This window comes from Streptomyces sp. CNP082 (assembly GCF_059570535.1).
The window spans coordinates 137,389-155,536 of record NZ_JCANSZ010000003.1; the positions used below are offsets into that span (position 1 = coordinate 137,389).

Genomic DNA, 18,148 nt, shown 5'->3' on the forward strand with positions numbered 1-18,148 from the left:
TCAGGCCCCGGCGGCCTCGGCCGGGGCCTCACCGGACTCGGTGTCGGCCTTCTTCTCGGCCTTCTTCTCGGCCTTGTCGCTCTTCTCGGCCTTCTTCGCCTTGGGGGTCACCGCCTCGCCCTTGGGCTCGTCGGCGGCGTCCTTGGCGGCGGCCTCGAAGAGGGCCCGCTTGTCGGCCTTCGGCTCGGGGACCTTCATCGGCTCGGGCGCCGGCAGGCCCTTGAACTTCTGCCAGTCGCCGGTGACCTTGAGGATGGCGAGGACCGGCTCGGTCGGCTGCGCGCCGACACCCAGCCAGTACTGTGCCCGCTCGGAGTCGACCTCGATGCGCGAGGGGTTCTGGACCGGGTGGTACAGCCCGATCTCCTCGATGGCCCGGCCGTCACGGCGGGTACGCGAGTCGGCGACGACGATGCGGTAGTGCGGCGACCGGATCTTGCCCAGGCGCTTCAGCTTGATCTTGACTGCCACGGGAGTGGTGTCTCCTGAAGTTGACGTGATTGGGCCACCGAGGTGCTGCGTGGGGTTGCAGTGCCCAGGCGCCCGATGGACGCGCCAGCCGGAGGAGAGAGGGTTCCTGTGCGGCTGTCGAGTTCAGCTCACCATTGTGCCACACGGCCCCGACGCCCCGGCCCGCGCGGTCGCACGCCTCCGCGCCGCCCGCCGGCGCCCGCGGGGGCGGCCGGACCGGGCGGCTGCGCGGCGTATCCGTATGGGGCGGCTCACGCCGCTTCAGGCGGCCGACTCCGCGATCCGGCCGGCGGGGCGGCGGTGGCCGGCGCACGGACGGATCGGGGTCAGGAGATCGGGAGTCCGGCGGCCGGGTCAGGCCGCAGCGGCGGGCTCCGGGATGCGGAACGGCTTGCCGCAGCCGCCGCAGACGATCGGGGCCTGGGCCAGGACCGACGGCACGACGCGGACGTTCCGCCCGCAGTCGCACACGGCCTTCACCCGCACGCCGCCGCCCGACGACCCGTGCCGGGCCGCGGGACCGCGGAAGCTGCGCGGGCTGTCGGCGGCGGTGGCCGCGTCATGGGCCCGCAGCGCCTTGCGCAGGCGCTCGCCGGCCGCGCGATAGCGCTTCTTGGCGGCCGGGGTGAGGGTGACCAGGGAGAACCCGCTGCTGGGGTGCGGCTCGTCGGGGTGGTCGAGGCCCAGCTCCTCGGCGATGGCAAGGAAACGTCTGTTGTGGTAGCGGCCGGCCCGGGAGGTGTCTCTGACCCCGCGGGCTGCGGCGATGCCGTGAACGGCTTCGTGCAGGAGTCGCTCGAAGGAAAGCTCCGCCCCGCAGGCGGACGAGGACTCCCCGATCAGTGATTCCGGCGCGGCGAGATCCGGCAGCTCCGGGTGGTTCCGCTGAATCTCGGCCCACGCGGCTGCCAGCTCTGCGGCAAGTACAAGTGGTGTCGTGCTCACGTCGGGACTAACGAGCGGGAGGCCTTCGGTGTTCCGATTCCCGGCATCCCAAATAATTTGCTCCTACCCGTCAGTTCACAATGATGCGGTTGGGAGGGGGCGCCTGTGCTGATCTGCGGAGGTCTGCCACTTAAGTGAGCAGGTCACAACAAAGTTGTACGTGACCGTATGTGCACCGTCATGCACCCTTCGCACCGTCCGTCCACGCCGCCGGCACCCGCCCCGGCGATCAGTACGCCCGGGCGACGACGGCGAGCGTACCGGGCTCGTCATCCGCCCCCGGCACCGACCCGTCCGCCGCGACCAGGCAGCGCACCGACACGGCCTGCTCCGCCAGCTCGGCCTCGCCCTCGGGGCCGAGGTCCGCCCACGGGATACGGGCCCAGCCGCCGGCCGCCGCGGCCTCGGCCGCCTCAGCGACCGTGCGCACGTCTGCCGTCCGCTCCTCACGCATTCGACGTGACTCGGCCAGCAACCGTTCCTGATCCTCTTCGAGGATCAGCGGCAGCATGCCGGCCCGCTCGTCCAGCAGGGCGTCGAGCGCCACCGGCTCCTTGGTGCCGGGTACGCGCCGCACGAGCGTCGCCGTGCCCGCGGCCAGGTCGCGCGGGCCGATCTCGATCCGTACGGGCACACCCTTCAGCTCCCAGTCCACGGCCCGCCGCCCGAAGGGGACGTCGGCGCGGTCGTCGACCCGGACCCGTACGCCGGCGGCGGCCAGCCGGTCGCCGGCCTCGCGCACCCTGGCGAGCACGGCCTCGTCGCCCTTCACCGCCACCACCACGGCCTGCACGGACGCCAGCCGCGGCGGGACGCGCAGCCCGTCGTCGTCGCCGTGCACCATGATCATGCCGCCGACCATGCGGGTCGTGGAGCCCCAGGAGGTCTGCCACACGTGCTCGCGGGTGCCGTCCGCGGTCAGGTACCGGGTGCCGAACGCCTTGGCGAAGTTCTGGCCCAGTTCGTGGCTGGTGCCCATCTGCAGCGCTTTGCCATCGCGCATCATCGCTTCGAGCGTGAGGGTGTTGAGGGCGCCGGCGAACCGCTCGGCGGCGGTCTTGCGGCCCGGGACCACGTCGACCGCCAGCACGTTCACCATGAAGTCGGCGTACACGTCGCGCTGGATACGGGCCGCGAAGTCCCGCGCGTCCTCGTACCTGGCGTGGGCGGTGTGCCCCTCCTGCCAGAGGAACTCCGTCGTCCGCAGGAACATGCGCGGGCGCAGCTCCCAGCGCACCACGTTGGCCCACTGGTTGATCAGCAGCGGCAGGTCGCGGTGGCTCTGCACCCACTTGGCGAAGTAGTCGTTGACGATCGTCTCGGAGGTGGGCCGGACCACGACCGGCTCCGGCAGCTCCTTGCCGCCGCCGTGGGTGACGACGGCCAGCTCGGGCGCGAAGCCCTCAACGTGGTCGGCCTCCCGGGCCAGGTAGGACTCGGGGATGAAGAGCGGGAAGTACGCGTTCTGCGCGCCCACCGCCTTGATCCGGTCGTCCATCTCCCGCTGCGTGCGCTCCCACAGCCCGTACCCGTACGGTCGGATGACCATCGTGCCGCGCACCGGACCGTTGTCGGCCAGTTCGGCCTTGGTGATGAGGTCCTGGTACCAGCGCGGGAAGTCGTCCGCCTGGGGAGTGAGTACGGGTGTCTTTGCCATGGCGCAGATCGTAGAGCTTGCCCGCGGGCCGCAGGTACGGGTTTTACGAGGCCGCCGGCGGCCCGCCGGGCGCTGCCGTCAAAGCAGCTTCTTGAACTCCTCCGGCAGCTCGAAGTCCTGCGGGGACTGACCCGCGCCGCCACCGCCGAACGGGCTGCCCGCGGCGGCGCGGCGCTCGGCCGCGGCCTGCTCGTCGGCCTTGCGCTTCATCGGATTGCCGCTGCGCTGGCGCCCCTTGGCCTTCTTCTGCTGCTTGCCCTTGCGCTTGCCGCCGGCCGCGCCCGGCATCCCGGGCATGCCGGGCATCCCCGGCATGCCGCCGCCCTGGGCCATCCGCGACATCATCTTGCGCGCCTCGAAGAACCGCTCCACCAGGTTCTTGACCGCGCTGACCTCGACGCCGGAGCCGCGCGCGATACGGGCCCGGCGGGAGCCGTTGATGATCATCGGGTCGTGGCGCTCGCCCGGCGTCATCGACTTGATGATCGCCGCGGTACGGTCCACGTCCCGCTCGTCGAGGTTGTTGATCTGCTCCTTCATCTGGCCCATGCCGGGCATCATGCCGAGCAGCTTGGAGATGGAGCCCATCTTGCGGACCTGCTCCATCTGCGCCAGGAAGTCGTCGAGCGTGAACTCCTTCGGCCCCTTCGCCAGCTTGGCCGCCATCGCCTCGGCCTCTTGCTGGCTGAAGGTCTGCTCCGCCTTCTCGATCAGCGACAGCATGTCGCCCATGCCGAGGATGCGGGACGCCATGCGGTCCGGGTGGAACGCGTCGAAGTCGTCCAGCTTCTCGCCGTTCGAGGCGAACATGATCTGCTTGCCGGTGATCTGCGCGATCGACAGCGCGGCGCCGCCGCGGGCGTCGCCGTCGAGCTTGGAGAGCACGACGCCGTCGAAGCCGACGCCGTCGCGGAACGCCTCCGCGGTGCTGACGGCGTCCTGGCCGATCATCGCGTCGACGACGAAGAGGATCTCGTCGGGGCCGACCGCGTCCCGGATGTCGGCGGCCTGCTGCATCATCTCGGCGTCGACACCGAGGCGGCCCGCGGTGTCGACGATCACCACGTCGTACTGCTTGTCACGGGCGTGGGCGATCGAGTCCTTGGCGACCCGGACCGGATCGCCGACGCCGTTGCCCGGCTCGGGGGCGAAGACGGCGACGGACGCGCGCTCGCCGACGATCTGCAACTGGTTGACGGCGTTGGGGCGCTGGAGGTCGGCGGCGACGAGCATGGGCGTGTGGCCCTGACCCGCCAGCCACTTGCCGAGCTTGCCCGCCAGGGTCGTCTTGCCCGCGCCCTGCAGACCCGCGAGCATGATCACGGTCGGCGGGGTCTTGGCGAACCGGAGCCTGCGGGTCTCGCCGCCGAGGATGCCGACGAGCTCGTCGTTGACGATCTTGATGACCTGCTGGGCGGGGTTGAGCGCCTGGGAGACCTCCGCGCCGAGCGCGCGCTCCTTGACCTGCTTGATGAAGGCCCGTACGACGGGCAGCGCGACATCCGCCTCCAGCAGGGCGACGCGGATCTCCCGCGCGGTGGCGTCGATGTCCGCCTCGGACAGGCGGCCTTTGCCCCGGAGGTTCTTGAAAGTCGCTGCGAGGCGGTCGGAGAGCGTATCGAACACGGTGTTCGCGATTCCTTGGCTCGGGTGGTGAGGCGATGTCGGCTCTCCAGGGTATCCGCCCGGCGGCGCGTGCGGACCGGCGGTGCGCGGCGGACCGCCTCAGACCAGCGCGGCCTGGAGCCTCCCGGCCAGCTCGTCGGCGTCGCGAGGGGCGAGCGGGCGGCCGGCGGGGTCGGTGACGTAGAAGGCGTCGACGGCGTTGGCGCCGAGGGTGCTGACGTACGCGCCGCGCACCCGCACGCCGGCCGCCTCCAGGGCGCGGGCGATGCGGTGCAGCAAGCCGGGGGCGTCCTGGGCGCGCACCTCGATGACGGTGGCGAGCCGGGAGCTGCCGGGGGCGACGGTCACGCGGGGCGGCGGGGCGGGGGTGCCGCGGCGGGGGCGGTACGCCTGCTCCCGCTCGGCGAGACGGGCGGGGACGTCGAGGGTGCCGTCCAGGACGCGCAGGAGGTCGGCGCGGAGACGGTCGGCGGCGGGGACGGAGCCGAACTCGGCGGCGACGCGCCAGTTGAGGAGGAGGACGTGGGGGGCGGAGCCGTCTTCGTCGGAGGCTTCGGCGGGGTCTTCGACGGCGGTTGCGGGGCCGGGTTCAGCGGCGGTGCCCGGCTCGGCGGCGGGGCCGGGTTCAGCGGCGGGCAGTGGTGCCGGTTCCGGGTCCTGCGGTGGCCGTGGGCCGTCCGCTACGCCCCGGGGCAGCCGCAGGGGGCGTAGCTCCGCGGTGCGTACGGTCAGACGGTGCAGCGCCAGCACGCCCGCGAGCGCGGCCAGCACGTCCGGCCGGTCGGGGACGGCCACCAGCAGCTCCAGGCCGACCGGCACGGCGTCACCGGTCCGTGTCCCACCCACCGCCGGAGGCTGCTCCCCGTGCTCCCCGTGCTCCCCGGTTCCGGCGCGCAACGTCAGCACCGGTCCGCGGATACGCCACGCCTCGACCGCCAGCCGCTCCTCGGCCGCCCCCGGCGTCCGCCCGGCCGGCCCGCCCGCGCCCCCCGGCTGCTCGCCGGCCAGCGCGGCGCCGACCCGCCCGGCGAGACCGGCGACCAGCGAGGCCCGCCAGGCGCTCCACGCCGCCGGTCCGGTGGCCAGCGCGTCGGCCTCGGTGAGCGCGTGCAGCAGCTCCAGCGTGCCACGGGCGCCGACGGCGTCGGCCACGAGGCGTACGGTCGCGGGGTCGTCCAGGTCGCGCCGGGTGGCGGTCTGGACGAGCAGCAGGTGGTGGCGTACGACAGCGGCCACGACCTCGACGTCGGCGGGCGGGAAGCCGATGCGCCGGGCCATGTCGCGGGCGATGGTCTCGCCGGTGACGCTGTGCCCGCCCGGGCCGTCCGGCCAGCCCTTGCCGATGTCGTGCAGCAGCGCGGCCACCAGCAGCAGGTCAGGCCGGCCGACGCGGCGGGTGAGTGCGGCGGCCCGCACCGCAGTCTCGACGAGATGGCGGTCGACGGTCCAGCGGTGCACGGCGTTGCGCTGGGGGCGGCAGCGCACCCGCTCCCAGTCGGGCAGCAGCCGCGTGACGAACCCCTCCGCCTCCAGGCTCTCCCACACCGGCACCGTCGCCTCGCCGGCGCCGAGCAGCGTCACCAGTTGCTCGCGCGCCTCGTCGGGCCACGGTACGGGCAGCGGCGGCGCCTGCGCGGCCAGCAGCCGTACGGCGTGCGGCGACAGCGGCAGCCCCGCCTGCGCGGCGGCGGCAGCGGCGCGCAGCGGCAGCACGGGGTCGCGGGCGGGCCGGGCCGTACGGGCGAGGACGACCTCGCCGTCCTGTTCCACGACGCCGTCGGCGAGGGGCGTGCGCTCTGCGGGGCCGCGCTGGCCGGAGCCGATGAGGTTCCGCAGGCGGGCGCGCCCGCGCCGGCCCCCGCGGGCGCGCAGGACGCGGTCGACCTCGCGCCAGGTGACGTCGGTGGCGTACGCGAGGGTGCGGGCGGCCTCGTAGACCTCGCGCAGCAGGATGTCGGCGTCGAGCAGGCCGAGGGCGGCGGCGACCTGGTCCTGGTCCTGCAGCGCGAGGCGGTCGGTGGCGCGGCCGGTGGTCAGGTGCAGTGCGTCGCGGGTGTCCAGAAGCCGGGCGCGGGCGCGGTCCAGGCCCGCGCGGGGGGCGTCGGCGAGCCAGGAGGCGGCGACGGCGCGCAGGTCGATGGCGTCGCGGAGGCCGCCGCGGGCCTCCTTGAGGTCCGGCTCCAGCAGGAACTGCAGCTCCCCGTGGCGCTCGGCCCGCTCCCGGCCCAGCTCGCGCAGCTCGGGGAGCCGGCGGGCGGCGCGGTTGCGCCAGTCGGCGAGGACGGCGGTGCGCAGCGCGGAGGTGAGGCCGGCGTCGCCGGCGACGTGGCGGGCGTCGAGCAGGCCGAGGGTGACCTTGAGGTCGTCGCCGGCGGTCCGCAGCGCCTCTGCGGGGGTGCGTACGGAGTGGTCGAGGGCCAGGCCCATGTCCCAGACGGGGTACCAGAGCCGGTCGGCGAGGGCGGCGAGGGCGGCGGGCCGCAGGGAGCCGTCGTGGAGGAGAAGGAGATCGAGATCGCTGCGGGGGGACAACTCCCCGCGCCCGTAGCCCCCGACGGCCACGAGCGCCACGCCGCGCATGCCGCGGGCGTCGCCGGGTCCACGGGTGCGGCGGCCGTCGGCGGGTTCGCCGGATCCGCGGCCGTCGCCGGGGGCGTGGGTACGGTCGGCATCACCGGGTCCGTGGGGCCCACGGGCGTGACGGGCGCCGCGGACCTGGCCGGGTTCGCCGGATCCGCTGTCGTCTCGGGGCGCGCCCGGTTCCCCGGTATCCCCGGCTCCGCTGAACTCACCGGTCTGGGCGGGCCCGTGCGGCGGACGGGCCTTCCCCGGTGCCCCGGGCCCGCCTGCGTCGCCGGGTCCCTCGCCGCCGGCCGCCTCGTGCAGCAGCCCGGCGAGCCACCGGTCGGTTGCCCGCGCCAGCGCCGCCCGCCGCGCCGCGCCGCCCTCGGCGCCCAGCAGCCGCACGCGGGTCGCGGCGTATGCCTCCCCGGGGCGCGACGCACCGGGACCGCCGGTTTCCGGTACGAACTGCGCGGCACGGCCCGCCCGTTGCGTGCCATCCGCACCGGCCGACGGTACGAACCCGGCCGCAGCCCCGCCGCCGGAGCCGCTCTCCGCAGCCGCCTGCGCCTGCGCAGCACGCTCGCCCTGCTCCGCACGGGCCGCGGCCGACCCCGGACCTGCGGGGGCGGCAGCCTCGGGGAAGCCCTCGGCCGAAGGCCCTGCCGTCACCATGACCGCTCCCGCGCCCCGCCGGGCCGTGCCGGGTGTCCCGGCCGCGGGCGCGGGGGCGGACCCTCCCGCGGTGCCGTCCGCCCCCGCACCGGGCCGGGCGGCCTGTGCGGGCGCCCCTCCCGAAGCCCGCTCCGCAGGCGACCGCTCCCCCGGCTCCGTACCGGCCGCAGACGCACCGGACGCGTCCTCCGCGCGCCGCCGCACGCCTGCCGGCATCCCGGCTGGACGCTCCCCCGGCGCCTGCTCCGGGGCCGGCGCACCGGGCGCGACGCCTCCCTCGAGAACCTCAGCCGCCGGTCCGCCCGCCCTCCCGCCAGCCACGTCACGCCGGGCGCCCCCGCCGGGCGCCCGGCCCTCGGCCCGCGCTGCGGGCGTGGGCACTCCGCCGGGGTGCTCGCGATCCGTTGCCAGCGCCGCGGGTGCCGGGCCGGCCGGCCCGGGCTCCCTGCCCGCGTGCGTGGGCTCTCCGTGTCCCCCCGGCTGCTGTCGTCCGGTCTCCGTCACCCGCGTACTCCCGCCAGTTGGTGCGTCCCCGGCCGGCCCGCCGCGCCGCGGGGCCGTCGCGGGCGGTGGTCGCCGACCGCGAGGTCAGAGCGCGTCGGGGCCGCGCTCGCCCGTGCGGACCCGTACCGCCGTGTCGACCGGTACGCTCCACACCTTGCCGTCACCGATCTTGCCCGTCCGCGCCGCCTTCACCACGACCTCCACCAACTGCTCGGCGTCGTCGTCGGCCACCAGCACCTCGATACGCACCTTCGGTACGAGGTCCACGGTGTACTCCGCGCCCCGGTACACCTCGGTGTGGCCGCGCTGCCTGCCGTAGCCGCTGGCCTCCGTGACCGTCAGCCCCTGCACGCCGAACGCCTGCAGGGCCTCCTTCACCTCGTCCAGCCGGTGCGGCTTGATCACTGCCGTGATGAGTTTCACGCGTCCACCTTCTTGTCCGTCTTGTCAGTGACCGCCCTGTCCGCGCCCGGTGCCTGGCCGCCCGCCGGCGCCGGCACCGGTGCCGCGGACACGGCCGCCGAGCCCACGCCGCTGAAGTCGTACGCGCTCTCCGCGTGCTGCGACCGGTCCACGCCCGCCAGTTCCTCGTCCTCGCCGACCCGGAAGCCCATCAGCCGGTCGATGCCCTTGGCGAGCAGCCAGGTGACGACGAACGTGTACACGAGTACCACGCCCGCCCCTGCCGCCTGCCGGCCGAGCTGCTCCAGCCCGCCGCCGTAGAACAGGCCGACGTCGTCGATGGCGAAGAAGCCGATGGCCAGCGTGCCGACGATCCCGCCGACGAGGTGGACGCCGACGACGTCGAGCGAGTCGTCGTAGCCCAGCTTGTACTTCAGGCCCACGGCCCAGGCGCAGACGACCCCGGCGATGACCCCGATGGCCAGCGCGCCCACGGCGTTCACCGACGCACCGGAGGGGGTGATCGCCACCAGTCCTGCGATGGCGCCGGACGCGGCACCGAGCATCGTGACGGAGCCGTGCCGCACCTTCTCGTAGATCAGCCAGCCGACGACCGCGGCGGCCGTGGCGACCTGGGTGTTGAAGAGCATCGTCGCGGCGACGCCGTCGGCGGCCAGCTCGGAGCCGGCGTTGAAGCCGAACCAGCCGAACCACAGCAGCGCCGCGCCCAGCAGCACGAAGGGCAGGCTGTGCGGTCGCATCGGGTCCTTCTTGAAGCCGATGCGCTTTCCCACGACGAGCACGGCGGCCAGGGCCGCGACGCCGGCGTTGATGTGCACGGCGGTGCCGCCCGCGAAGTCGATCGCCTTGATGTCGCCGTTGAGGCCGATGAAGCCCTCCGGGCCCCAGACCCAGTGCGCGACGGGGAAGTAGACGATCGTGACCCACAGGGCGATGAACAGGGCCCAGGCGGTGAACTTCACCCGGTCCGCGAGGGCACCGCTGATGAGGGCGGGGGTGATGATGGCGAACATCAACTGGAAGGCGGCGAACGCCAGCACCGGGATGCCCTCGTCGCCCCCCGTCAGCGTCTCGGGGGTGATCCCGGCCATTCCGACGTGGTCGAGGTCGCCGAGGACGCCCGCGCCGATGTCGTCACCGAAGGTGAGGCTGTATCCGTAGAGCACCCACAGAATGCTGACGATCCCCAGCGAGATGAAGCTCATCATCAGCATGTTCAGGGTGCTCTTGACCCGCACCATGCCCCCGTAGAAGAAGGCAAGACCGGGCGTCATCAACATGACCAGCGCCGCGCTGATCAGTACAAATGCGGTGTCGGCGCCATTCAACGTCGCGTCTCCTCCTCGTGCGGGCCCGCGCGGCCCGTACGGGCTGAAGTGGTACGGGCCGGAATGTGCACGAGGCTGGCGCAGCGGGGTTTCCGCCACCGCCCCCCGGTGTTTCAGGCACGTGACGAAGGCCACGGAGGTGTTACGGAGCGGTGAATTTCCCACGAGCACGGGAGGGTGCGATTACTCTCGACCGCACCACGGGGGCGGCCCGTCCGGGGGACGGGCCAAGGTGGTCGGGTACCGGGAAGCCGCGGGTGACGTCAGCCGGCGGCTTCCACGGTCTCGGGCAGCTCGCGGGCGAGCCGGTCGGCCAGGTCGGCGATCTTGCCCACGGCGCCGTAGCGGCGCACGGCGGTGTCGACGGTCTTGCGCAGCCGGGTGCTGACCCGCTCGGAGCGCATCTGGCTGGCGACGGTCAGCGCCTCGCCGGCGCACAGGGCGCACTGCTCAGGCTCCTCTTCCAGCAGGTGAACGGTGGCCAGGCCGACGAGGTTCAGCGCATACGAACGGCGGCGCTCGGCGTCGGCGGCGAACAGCTCGACGGCGCGCGCCATGACGGGCCGGGCGAGGGCCGCGTAGGTGGGGCTGCGGCCCGCGACGTAGGCCAGGTCCCGGTAGGAGTGGGCGTTCTCGCTGTGGAGTTCGGCCTCGGAGAAGAAGCGGATCCAGTCGGGCTCGGGGCTGCCGGGGCCGGTCTCGGCGAAGCAGTCCTCGGCCATCCGCACGGCCCGGTGGCAGCGGTCCGGGCGGCCGAGGTTGGCGTACGCGCGCGCCTCCATCGCATACAGCATCGACTGGGTACGGGCCGTGGCGCTGTCACGGCTGCCGTACTGCGCGAGGTGGATCAGCTCCAGGGCGTCGTCGGCGCGGCCGAGGTGGATCATCTGGCGGGCCATGCTGGACAGGACGTACGCGCCGAGCGGGCGGTCGCCGGCCTCCTTGGCGGCGTGCAGGGCGAGGACGAAGTACTTCTGCGCGGTGGGCTGGAGGCCCACGTCGTAGCTCATCCAGCCGCTGAGCTGGGAGAGTTCGGCGGTGATACGGAACAGCCGCTCGACGACCGCGGGCGGGTGCGGCTCCTGCAGCAGGTCGGTGACCTCGTGCAACTGCCCGACGACGGCCTTGCGCCGCAGCCCGCCGCCGCACTGGGCGTCCCACTGGCGGAACTTGGCGGTGGTGGTCTCCAGCAGCTCCAGCTCGGGGGCGGACAGGGCGCAGGGCGGGGCACCGCCGCGCGCCGCGGAGGCGGCGGCCGGGGCGGGCGCGGGGGCCGCGGCACCGCCGGGAGGGGCGGGCGGCTGCGCCGGCCAGCGCTGCATGGGCTCGACGAGGACGGGTCCCGCGGCGACGTTCAGGGAGGCGCCGAGGAAGCCGCGGCGGGCGAGCACGAGGTCGCTGCGCGAGAACTCGCTGATGTGCTCGACGGTCTCGGCGGCGGTCCACGGCAGGTCGACGCCGGAGGCGGCGGGAAGGGGGCGGGCGGCGTGCAGTCCGAGCTGGTCGACGCCCACGACGCAGCCGAAGCGCTCGGAGAACAGGTCGGAGAGGATCCGCGGGATCGGCTCGCGCGGCTGCTCGCCGTCGAGCCAGCGGCGGACGCGGGAGGTGTCGGTGCTGATGTGGTGCGCGCCGAGCCGGCGGGCCCGGCGGTTGACCTGTCTGGCCAGCTCGCCCTTGGACCAGCCGCTGCGCAGGAACCAGGAGGCCAGCTCCTCGTTGGGACCCTTGCCTGCGCCGGTGGCACCGGTCCGGCTGCCGCCCGTGCCGTCCAACTCCAACGCCCCCATCCCGCCTCGGCCGTCGTGGTGCCCCGGATTATCCCCGGAACCGAAGCCCCCGAAGCCCGGTGGGAATTACTGCCGTTGGCATATCCACCTGTCGCATGCCGCCGCTGCCGGCACCAAAAGTAATCCTACGATCACGGTTTCGCGAGCGCGATCCCGGAAACGCCACCATTCGCCACCCCTACGGGTGAACGCCGTGCCACGGACACGCGGTTGACTTGACGAGGGACCACATCGCGGCGGTAAAGCGGCGGGCGAAATGAGTCCCGGCGGGGGCGCGAACCACGGACCACGCTACCCCTGGGCACGCCATCACACCCCGAATACACCTCCCCGACGACACAATGTGACAAGCAAACTGCTCTGAGTGAGACAAGCGGAGTAACCAACCGCACCGGCGAGCCGTTGGAGGGGGCATGGGTTTCACGATCGGCGGCATCCACGGCCGGCGCGACAGCGGATCCGTCCGGCGCGCCCGTACGTCCGCCGGACACGCGCTGACGGCGGTGGCGGAGTACACCGGCCTGTGGGGCTGGGACGTGCTGCCCGCCGCGCCCCTCGTGCGCGCCCCCGGCGGCGGGCGCGTCTGCTCCTGCGCGCAGGGCGCCGCCTGCCCCGCCCCCGGCCAGCATCCGCTGCCCGACGCACGCCCCGTCCCCGCCGGCACCCCGCTGGACGAGGTCACGGACGCCTGGGCGGGGACACCCGGGGCCGCGGTGCTGCTGCCCGCGGGCCGGTCGTTCGACGCCCTGGAGGTCAGCGCCGCCGCCGGCCGGCGGGCGCTGCCCCGGCTGGAGCGCCTGGGGCTGCCGCTCGGCCCCGTCTGCGCCGCTCCCGACGGGCGGGCGCACTTCTTCGTCGCCCCGGGCGCCGCCGCCGAGCTGCCCCGGCTGCTGTACCGCATGGGCTGGGACGGCGCCCGGCTCGACCTGCGCTGCCTCGGCAGCGGCGACCATCTGCTCGCCCCGCCCAGCGACCTGCACGGCCTCGGCCCGGTGCGCTGGCTGCGCCCGCCGACGCTGGACACGGCGGGCGGCCCGCCCCCGGCCCGGCTGCTGCTGGGCACGCTGGCGTACGCGCAGAGTTCCTGGCTGCGCTCGGGCTGACACCGGCGCCCGCGTACCGCGGAGGCCGCCGACGGCGTACCCGCCCGGCCGCCGGGCTCAGTCGCCGATCAGCGCGTCCACGAACGCCTCGGGCTCGAACGGCGCCAGGTCGTCCGCGCCCTCGCCCAGGCCCACGAGCTTGACCGGCACGCCCAGCTCCCGCTGCACGGCGATCACGATGCCGCCCTTGGCGGTGCCGTCCAGCTTCGTCAGCACCAGCCCCGTGATGTCCACGACCTCCGCGAAGACCCGCGCCTGCACAAGACCGTTCTGCCCGGTCGTGGCGTCCAGCACGAGCAGCACCTCGCCGACCGGACCGTGCTTCTCCACCACCCGCTTGACCTTGCCCAGCTCGTCCATGAGCCCGGTCTTGGTGTGCAGCCGCCCCGCGGTGTCGATGAGCGCCACGTCCGCGCCCTCGTCGACGGCCTCCCTCACCGCGTCGTACGCGACGGACGCCGGGTCTCCGCCCTCAGGACCGCGCACGGTACGGGCGCCGACCCGCTCTCCCCACGTCTGGAGCTGGTCCGCGGCGGCGGCCCGGAAGGTGTCCGCGGCGCCCAGCACCACCGACTTGCCGTCGGCGACCAGCACCCGGGCGAGCTTGCCGGTGGTCGTGGTCTTGCCGGTGCCGTTCACGCCGACGACCAGCACGATGCCCGGCACCTGCCCGCCCTCGGGGCCGACGGACTCGGCGGTGTCCAGCGTCCGGTCGGCCTCCGTGCCGACGAGCGCCAGCAGCTCCTCGCGCAGCAGCGTACGCAGTTCCTCGGGGGTGCGCGTACCGAGGACCTTGACGCGCTCACGCAGCCGCTCCACCAGCTCCTGCGTCGGCTGCACGCCGACGTCCGCGGTCAGCAGCGTGTCCTCGATCTCCTCCCAGGTGTCCTCGTCGAGGTGCTCGCGGGAGAGCAGGCCGAGCAGGCCCTTGCCGAGGGAGTTCTGCGAGCGGGCCAGCCGGGCGCGCAGCCGTACGAGCCGGCCCGCCGACGGCGCGGGGACCTCCAGCTCCGGCGGCGCCGGCGGCTCGGCGACGGCGGTGCCGGCAGCGGTGCCGGCCGCGGGCTCGCCGGGCAGGCCCACCTCCTCGATGGTCCTGCGCTCCTCGTCGCCGGGCTCCCCCGCCTCCTCGCCGACCTGCGGCTCGGCGGTGGTCCGGGGGCCAGGCGACGGCGGCGGCGGGGTTGCCTGCTTCCGGCGGCGGGAGCCGACGACCAGGCCGCCCACGGCGAGGACTGCGACGACGGCAATGGCGATGACGATGAGGATGATGTCCACGGCCCCATCATCGCAGCCCTGCCGAGTGCTAATCTGGCCGCCTTCCCAGGAAGCGGTCAGGGCTTGACCGTCACGAAGCTGCTCCGGCGGCAGAGTGAGAAGCCCGCTACGGGCGGAGTCACAGCGCTCCCTAGTATCGGCGGCGCGCGCGCAGGCGCAGATCCCCGGCCCTCCGGGCCGGGGCAGCCGCGCAAGCCCGTCTCCTCAGTTGAGCCGCTGGCTGATCACCTTCGAGACGCCGTCGCCCTGCATCGAGACGCCGTAGAGGACGTCGGCGACCTCCATCGTGCGCTTCTGGTGCGTGATCACGATGAGCTGCGAGGTGCGCTGCAGCTCCTGCATCAGCCGCACCAGGCGCTGCAGGTTGGTGTCGTCGAGCGCGGCCTCGACCTCGTCCATGACGTAGAACGGGCTCGGCCGGGCCATGAAGATCGCCACCAGCATCGCCACCGCCGTCAGCGACCGCTCGCCGCCGGAGAGCAGCGACAGCCGCTTGACCTTCTTGCCCGGCGGGCGCGCCTCCACCTCCACGCCGGTGTTCAGCATGTCGTCCGGATCGGTGAGGACCAGCCGGCCCTCGCCGCCGGGGAAGAGGCGGGAGAAGACGCCCTCGAACTCCCGGGCGGTGTCGTGGAAGGCGTCGGTGAAGACCTGCTCGACGCGCTCGTCGACCTCCTTGACCACCTGCAGCAGGTCGGCGCGGGTGCGCTTGAGGTCGTCGAGCTGCTCGGTGAGGAACTTGTGCCGCTCCTCCAGCGCCGCGAACTCCTCCAGCGCCAGCGGATTGACCTTGCCGAGCCTGGTGTACGCCCGCTCCGCGGCCTTCAGCCGCTTCTCCTGCTCGGCGCGCACGTACGGCCGCGGCCTGTTGCGCGGGTGCTCCGGATCGTCGGGCAGCTCCTCGCCCTCCGCGGGCAGCGACGGCGGTACGAGCTGGTCGGGACCGTACTCCGCCACCAGGTCGGCGGGCTCGACGCCCAGCTCCTCCAGCGCCCGGCTCTCCAGTTGCTCGATGCGCATCCGCTTCTCGGCGCCCAGCACCTCGCCGCGGTGCACGGAGTCCGTCAGTTTGTCCAGCTCGTCGGCCAGCTCGCGGGAGAGCCGGCGCTGCCGGCCGAGTTCCTGCTCGCGCTCGGCGCGGGCCCGCTCGGCGGCGGCGCGCTCGTCCTCGGCGCGGGCGAGGGAGACCTCGACGTGTGCGAGGAGCTGCCGGGCGCCGGCGGCGACCGCGGTGGCCACGGCCGCCTCGTGCCGCAGCCGGGCGCGGCGGCGCTCGGCGCGGGTGCGCGCCTCGCGCTCGGCGCGGGCGGCGCGGTCGAGTCCGTCGGCGCGGCCCGCGAGGCCCTTGACGCGCTCCTCGTGGGTACGGACCTGGAGCCGGGCCTCCATCTCGGTCTGCCGGGCGTTGGCGCCGTCGGCGGCGAGCCGGTCCCGTACGGACGTGTCCGAACCGTCGTCGCCGTCCTCGGCCGCGCCGGCCTCCTCCTCGGCGGTCTCCAACTGCGCCGCCAGCTCCTCCGCCTCTGCGCCGGCGCGGGCCAGGGCCTCCTCGGCGCGGGCCGCCGCGGCGGCGCTGCGCTCGGCCTCGCCGGCGGCGGCGCGGGCCTGCCCCGCGAGCCGGCCCAGCTCGCCGGCGACGCGGGACTTCTCCCGGTCCGCCGCGCTGCGCCGGGCGCCGAGCTCCTCGACGAGGGCGGCGCACTCGGCGCGGCGGGCGGCGGCGGCCTCCTGCCGCTCGCGCAACTGCGCGCAGCGGGCGTCCAACTCGGTCAGCTCGGCCGCCGCCTCGTCGACGGACGCCTGCACCTCCAGCAGGCTGGGGGCGCCGGCGGAGCCGCCGTGGGCGAAGTGGCCGCCGAAGACGTCGCCTTCGGCGGTGACGGCGGTCAGCTCGGGCCGGGCCGAGACGAGGTCTTCCGCGTCCTCCAGCGTGGCGACGTACACGGTACGGGCCAGCAGCCGGCGTACGGCGGGCAGCAGTTGGTCGGGGCCGGAGACCAGGGCGGTCAGGTGGCGGGCGCCGGGCGGGAGTTCGCCGTCGGGGGCCGGCTCGTACGGGGCGTCGCCGAGGAGCAGCGCGGCGCGGCCGGCGTCGTGCTTGCGCAGCAGCCGCAGCGCGTCGGCCGCGGCGGCGGGCCCTGAGACGGCGAGGGCGTCGGCGGCGGTGCCGAGCGCGGCGGCGACGGCGACTTCGTACCCGGGGGCGACGGTGAGCAGTTCGGCGGCCGGGCCGAGGATGCCGGTGAGCTTGTCGCGGGCCGTCAGGAGGGTGCCGGTGCCGTCTTTGCGGCGCAGGCCGAGGGCGAGCGCGTCGCGGCGGGCGGTGGTGGCGGCGCGGGCCCGTTCGGCTTCGGCGGCGGCGTCGCGGGCGGCGGTCAGCTCGGCCTCGGCGGCGGCCAGGGCGCGCTTCGCGGCCTCCTGCTCCGCAGCCAGTTCGCCTTCGTCGCCGATCAGCCCGTCGACTTCGGCCTGCAGGGTCTCGTACGCCTCCTGCGCGGCGGCGGCGCGCTCGGCGGCCTCGTCGCGCGCGGTGGCGAGCCGGTCGATCTCGGCCTGGGCGGAGGCGGCGCGCCCGCGGGCGGCGGTGACCTTGCCGCTGAGCCGGGCGAGCCGTTCGCGGCGGTCGGCGACGGCGCGGGCGGCGTCTTTCAGCCGCCGCTCCTCTGCGGCGAGTTCGCGCTCCAGTTCGGCGCGGTGGGCGACGGTGTCTTCCAGTGCCCGTTCCGCGGCCTCCAGGGCGGCTTCGAGTTCGGCCTCCTGCTGGCGGATGCGTTCCGCCTCGCGCTCCAGGTCCTCCGGGTCGCGCCCGCGGCGCTCCTCCTCGGGCGCAGCGGTGGCGTGCTTGGCGCGGGCGTCGGCGAGGCTGACGGTGCCGCGGACCCGTTCGGCGAGCTGGCCGAGTTCGTGCCAGGCGCCCTGTGCCTCGGTGAGCCGCGGGGTGAGGGCGCGTACCTGCTCCTCCAGGGCGGCCTCGCGGGTGCGGGCGGCGGTCAGCTCGGCCTCGGTGGCTTCTTTGCGTTCCTTCAGCGCCGCCTCGTCGGCGATCTCGGCGGAGAGCGCGGCGCGCAGGGTGACGAGGTCGTCGGCGAGCAGCCGGAGCCGGGCGTCGCGCAGGTCGGCCTGGATGACGGCGGCCCGGCGGGCGACGGCGGCCTGCCGGCCCAGCGGCTTGAGCTGGCGGCGGAGTTCGTCGCTGAGGTCCTGGACGCGGGCGAGGTTGGCCTGCATCGCGTCCAGCTTGCGCAGCGCCTTCTCCTTGCGCTTGCGGTGCTTGAGGACGCCGGCGGCCTCCTCGATGAAGGCGCGGCGGCCGGAGGGGTCGGCGTGCAGAACGGAGTCGAGCTGGCCCTGGCCGACGATGACGTGCATCTCGCGGCCGATACCGGAGTCGGACAGCAGTTCCTGGATGTCGAGGAGGCGGCAGGTGTCCCCGTTGAGCTGGTATTCGCTGCCGCCGCTGCGGAACATCGTCCGGGTGATGGTGACTTCGGAGTAGTCGATGGGCAGCGCGCCGTCGGAGTTGTCGATCGTCAGCGACACCTCGGCGCGGCCGAGCGGCGGCCGGCCGGTGGTGCCGGCGAAGATGACGTCCTCCATCTTGCCGCCCCTGAGGGACTTCGCCCCCTGCTCTCCCATCACCCAGGACAGCGCGTCCACCACGTTGGACTTTCCGGAGCCGTTCGGGCCGACGACACAGGTGATACCCGGCCCGAAGCGGAGGGTGGTGGCGGAGGCGAAGGATTTGAACCCCCGGAGCGTGAGGCCCTTCAAGTGCACTGGCGAGCT

The 18,148-nt window shown here is 74.5% G+C and carries 11 protein-coding genes; 1 reads left to right on the top strand and 10 read right to left on the bottom strand.

Translation table 11 applies throughout. The features are described from left to right. The 8 genes from rpsP to nsdA form a co-directional block, all read right to left on the bottom strand. Positions 1 to 471, bottom strand: coding sequence for a 30S ribosomal protein S16 (gene rpsP, locus B124_RS03565; RefSeq protein ID WP_496501133.1), 471 nt, complete (start codon positions 469 to 471; stop codon positions 1 to 3). A 354-nt stretch (positions 472 to 825) separates the two neighbouring features. Continuing rightward, positions 826 to 1,416, bottom strand: a complete 591-nt coding sequence (locus tag B124_RS03570; protein WP_496501134.1) for a hypothetical protein — start codon at positions 1,414 to 1,416, stop codon at positions 826 to 828. Positions 1,417 to 1,645: 229 nt separating this feature from the next. Beyond that, complete coding sequence (proS, locus tag B124_RS03575) at positions 1,646 to 3,073, bottom strand: proline--tRNA ligase (RefSeq protein ID WP_496501135.1); 1,428 nt, start codon at positions 3,071 to 3,073, stop codon at positions 1,646 to 1,648. Positions 3,074 to 3,151: 78 nt separating this feature from the next. After that, on the bottom strand, positions 3,152 to 4,699 hold the full coding sequence (gene ffh / locus B124_RS03580) for a signal recognition particle protein (RefSeq protein ID WP_496501136.1): 1,548 nt from the start codon (positions 4,697 to 4,699) through the stop codon (positions 3,152 to 3,154). Between the two features lie 99 nt (positions 4,700 to 4,798). Then, positions 4,799 to 7,279 (bottom strand): [protein-PII] uridylyltransferase, encoded by a 2,481-nt coding sequence (locus tag B124_RS03585; RefSeq protein ID WP_496501282.1) that lies wholly within the window; start codon positions 7,277 to 7,279, stop codon positions 4,799 to 4,801. Between the two features lie 1,245 nt (positions 7,280 to 8,524). Further along, positions 8,525 to 8,863, bottom strand: coding sequence for a P-II family nitrogen regulator (locus B124_RS03590; RefSeq protein WP_496501137.1), 339 nt, complete (start codon positions 8,861 to 8,863; stop codon positions 8,525 to 8,527). After that, the gene (locus B124_RS03595) at positions 8,860 to 10,191 is read right to left on the bottom strand and encodes an ammonium transporter (protein ID WP_496501138.1); all 1,332 of its coding nucleotides are present in this window, start codon (positions 10,189 to 10,191) and stop codon (positions 8,860 to 8,862) included. The genes B124_RS03590 and B124_RS03595 overlap by 4 nt, the downstream gene beginning before the upstream one ends. A 263-nt stretch (positions 10,192 to 10,454) precedes the next feature. Beyond that, a complete protein-coding gene (gene nsdA / locus B124_RS03600) occupies positions 10,455 to 11,981 on the bottom strand; it encodes a transcriptional repressor NsdA (protein WP_496501139.1) in 1,527 nt (508 codons plus the stop codon). Between the two features lie 413 nt (positions 11,982 to 12,394). Between nsdA and B124_RS03605 the strand changes: the two genes are divergently transcribed. After that, complete coding sequence (locus B124_RS03605) at positions 12,395 to 13,084, top strand: bifunctional DNA primase/polymerase (protein ID WP_496501140.1); 690 nt, start codon at positions 12,395 to 12,397, stop codon at positions 13,082 to 13,084. A gap of 57 nt (positions 13,085 to 13,141) precedes the next feature. On the opposite strand, the gene ftsY is transcribed toward B124_RS03605, so the two are convergent. Both ftsY and smc read right to left on the bottom strand, forming a co-directional pair. Then, complete coding sequence (gene ftsY / locus B124_RS03610; RefSeq protein ID WP_496501141.1) at positions 13,142 to 14,362, bottom strand: signal recognition particle-docking protein FtsY; 1,221 nt, start codon at positions 14,360 to 14,362, stop codon at positions 13,142 to 13,144. A gap of 204 nt (positions 14,363 to 14,566) precedes the next feature. Further along, positions 14,567 to 18,139, bottom strand: a complete 3,573-nt coding sequence (gene smc, locus B124_RS03615) for a chromosome segregation protein SMC (RefSeq protein WP_496501142.1) — start codon at positions 18,137 to 18,139, stop codon at positions 14,567 to 14,569. Positions 18,140 to 18,148: the final 9 nt, after the last annotated feature.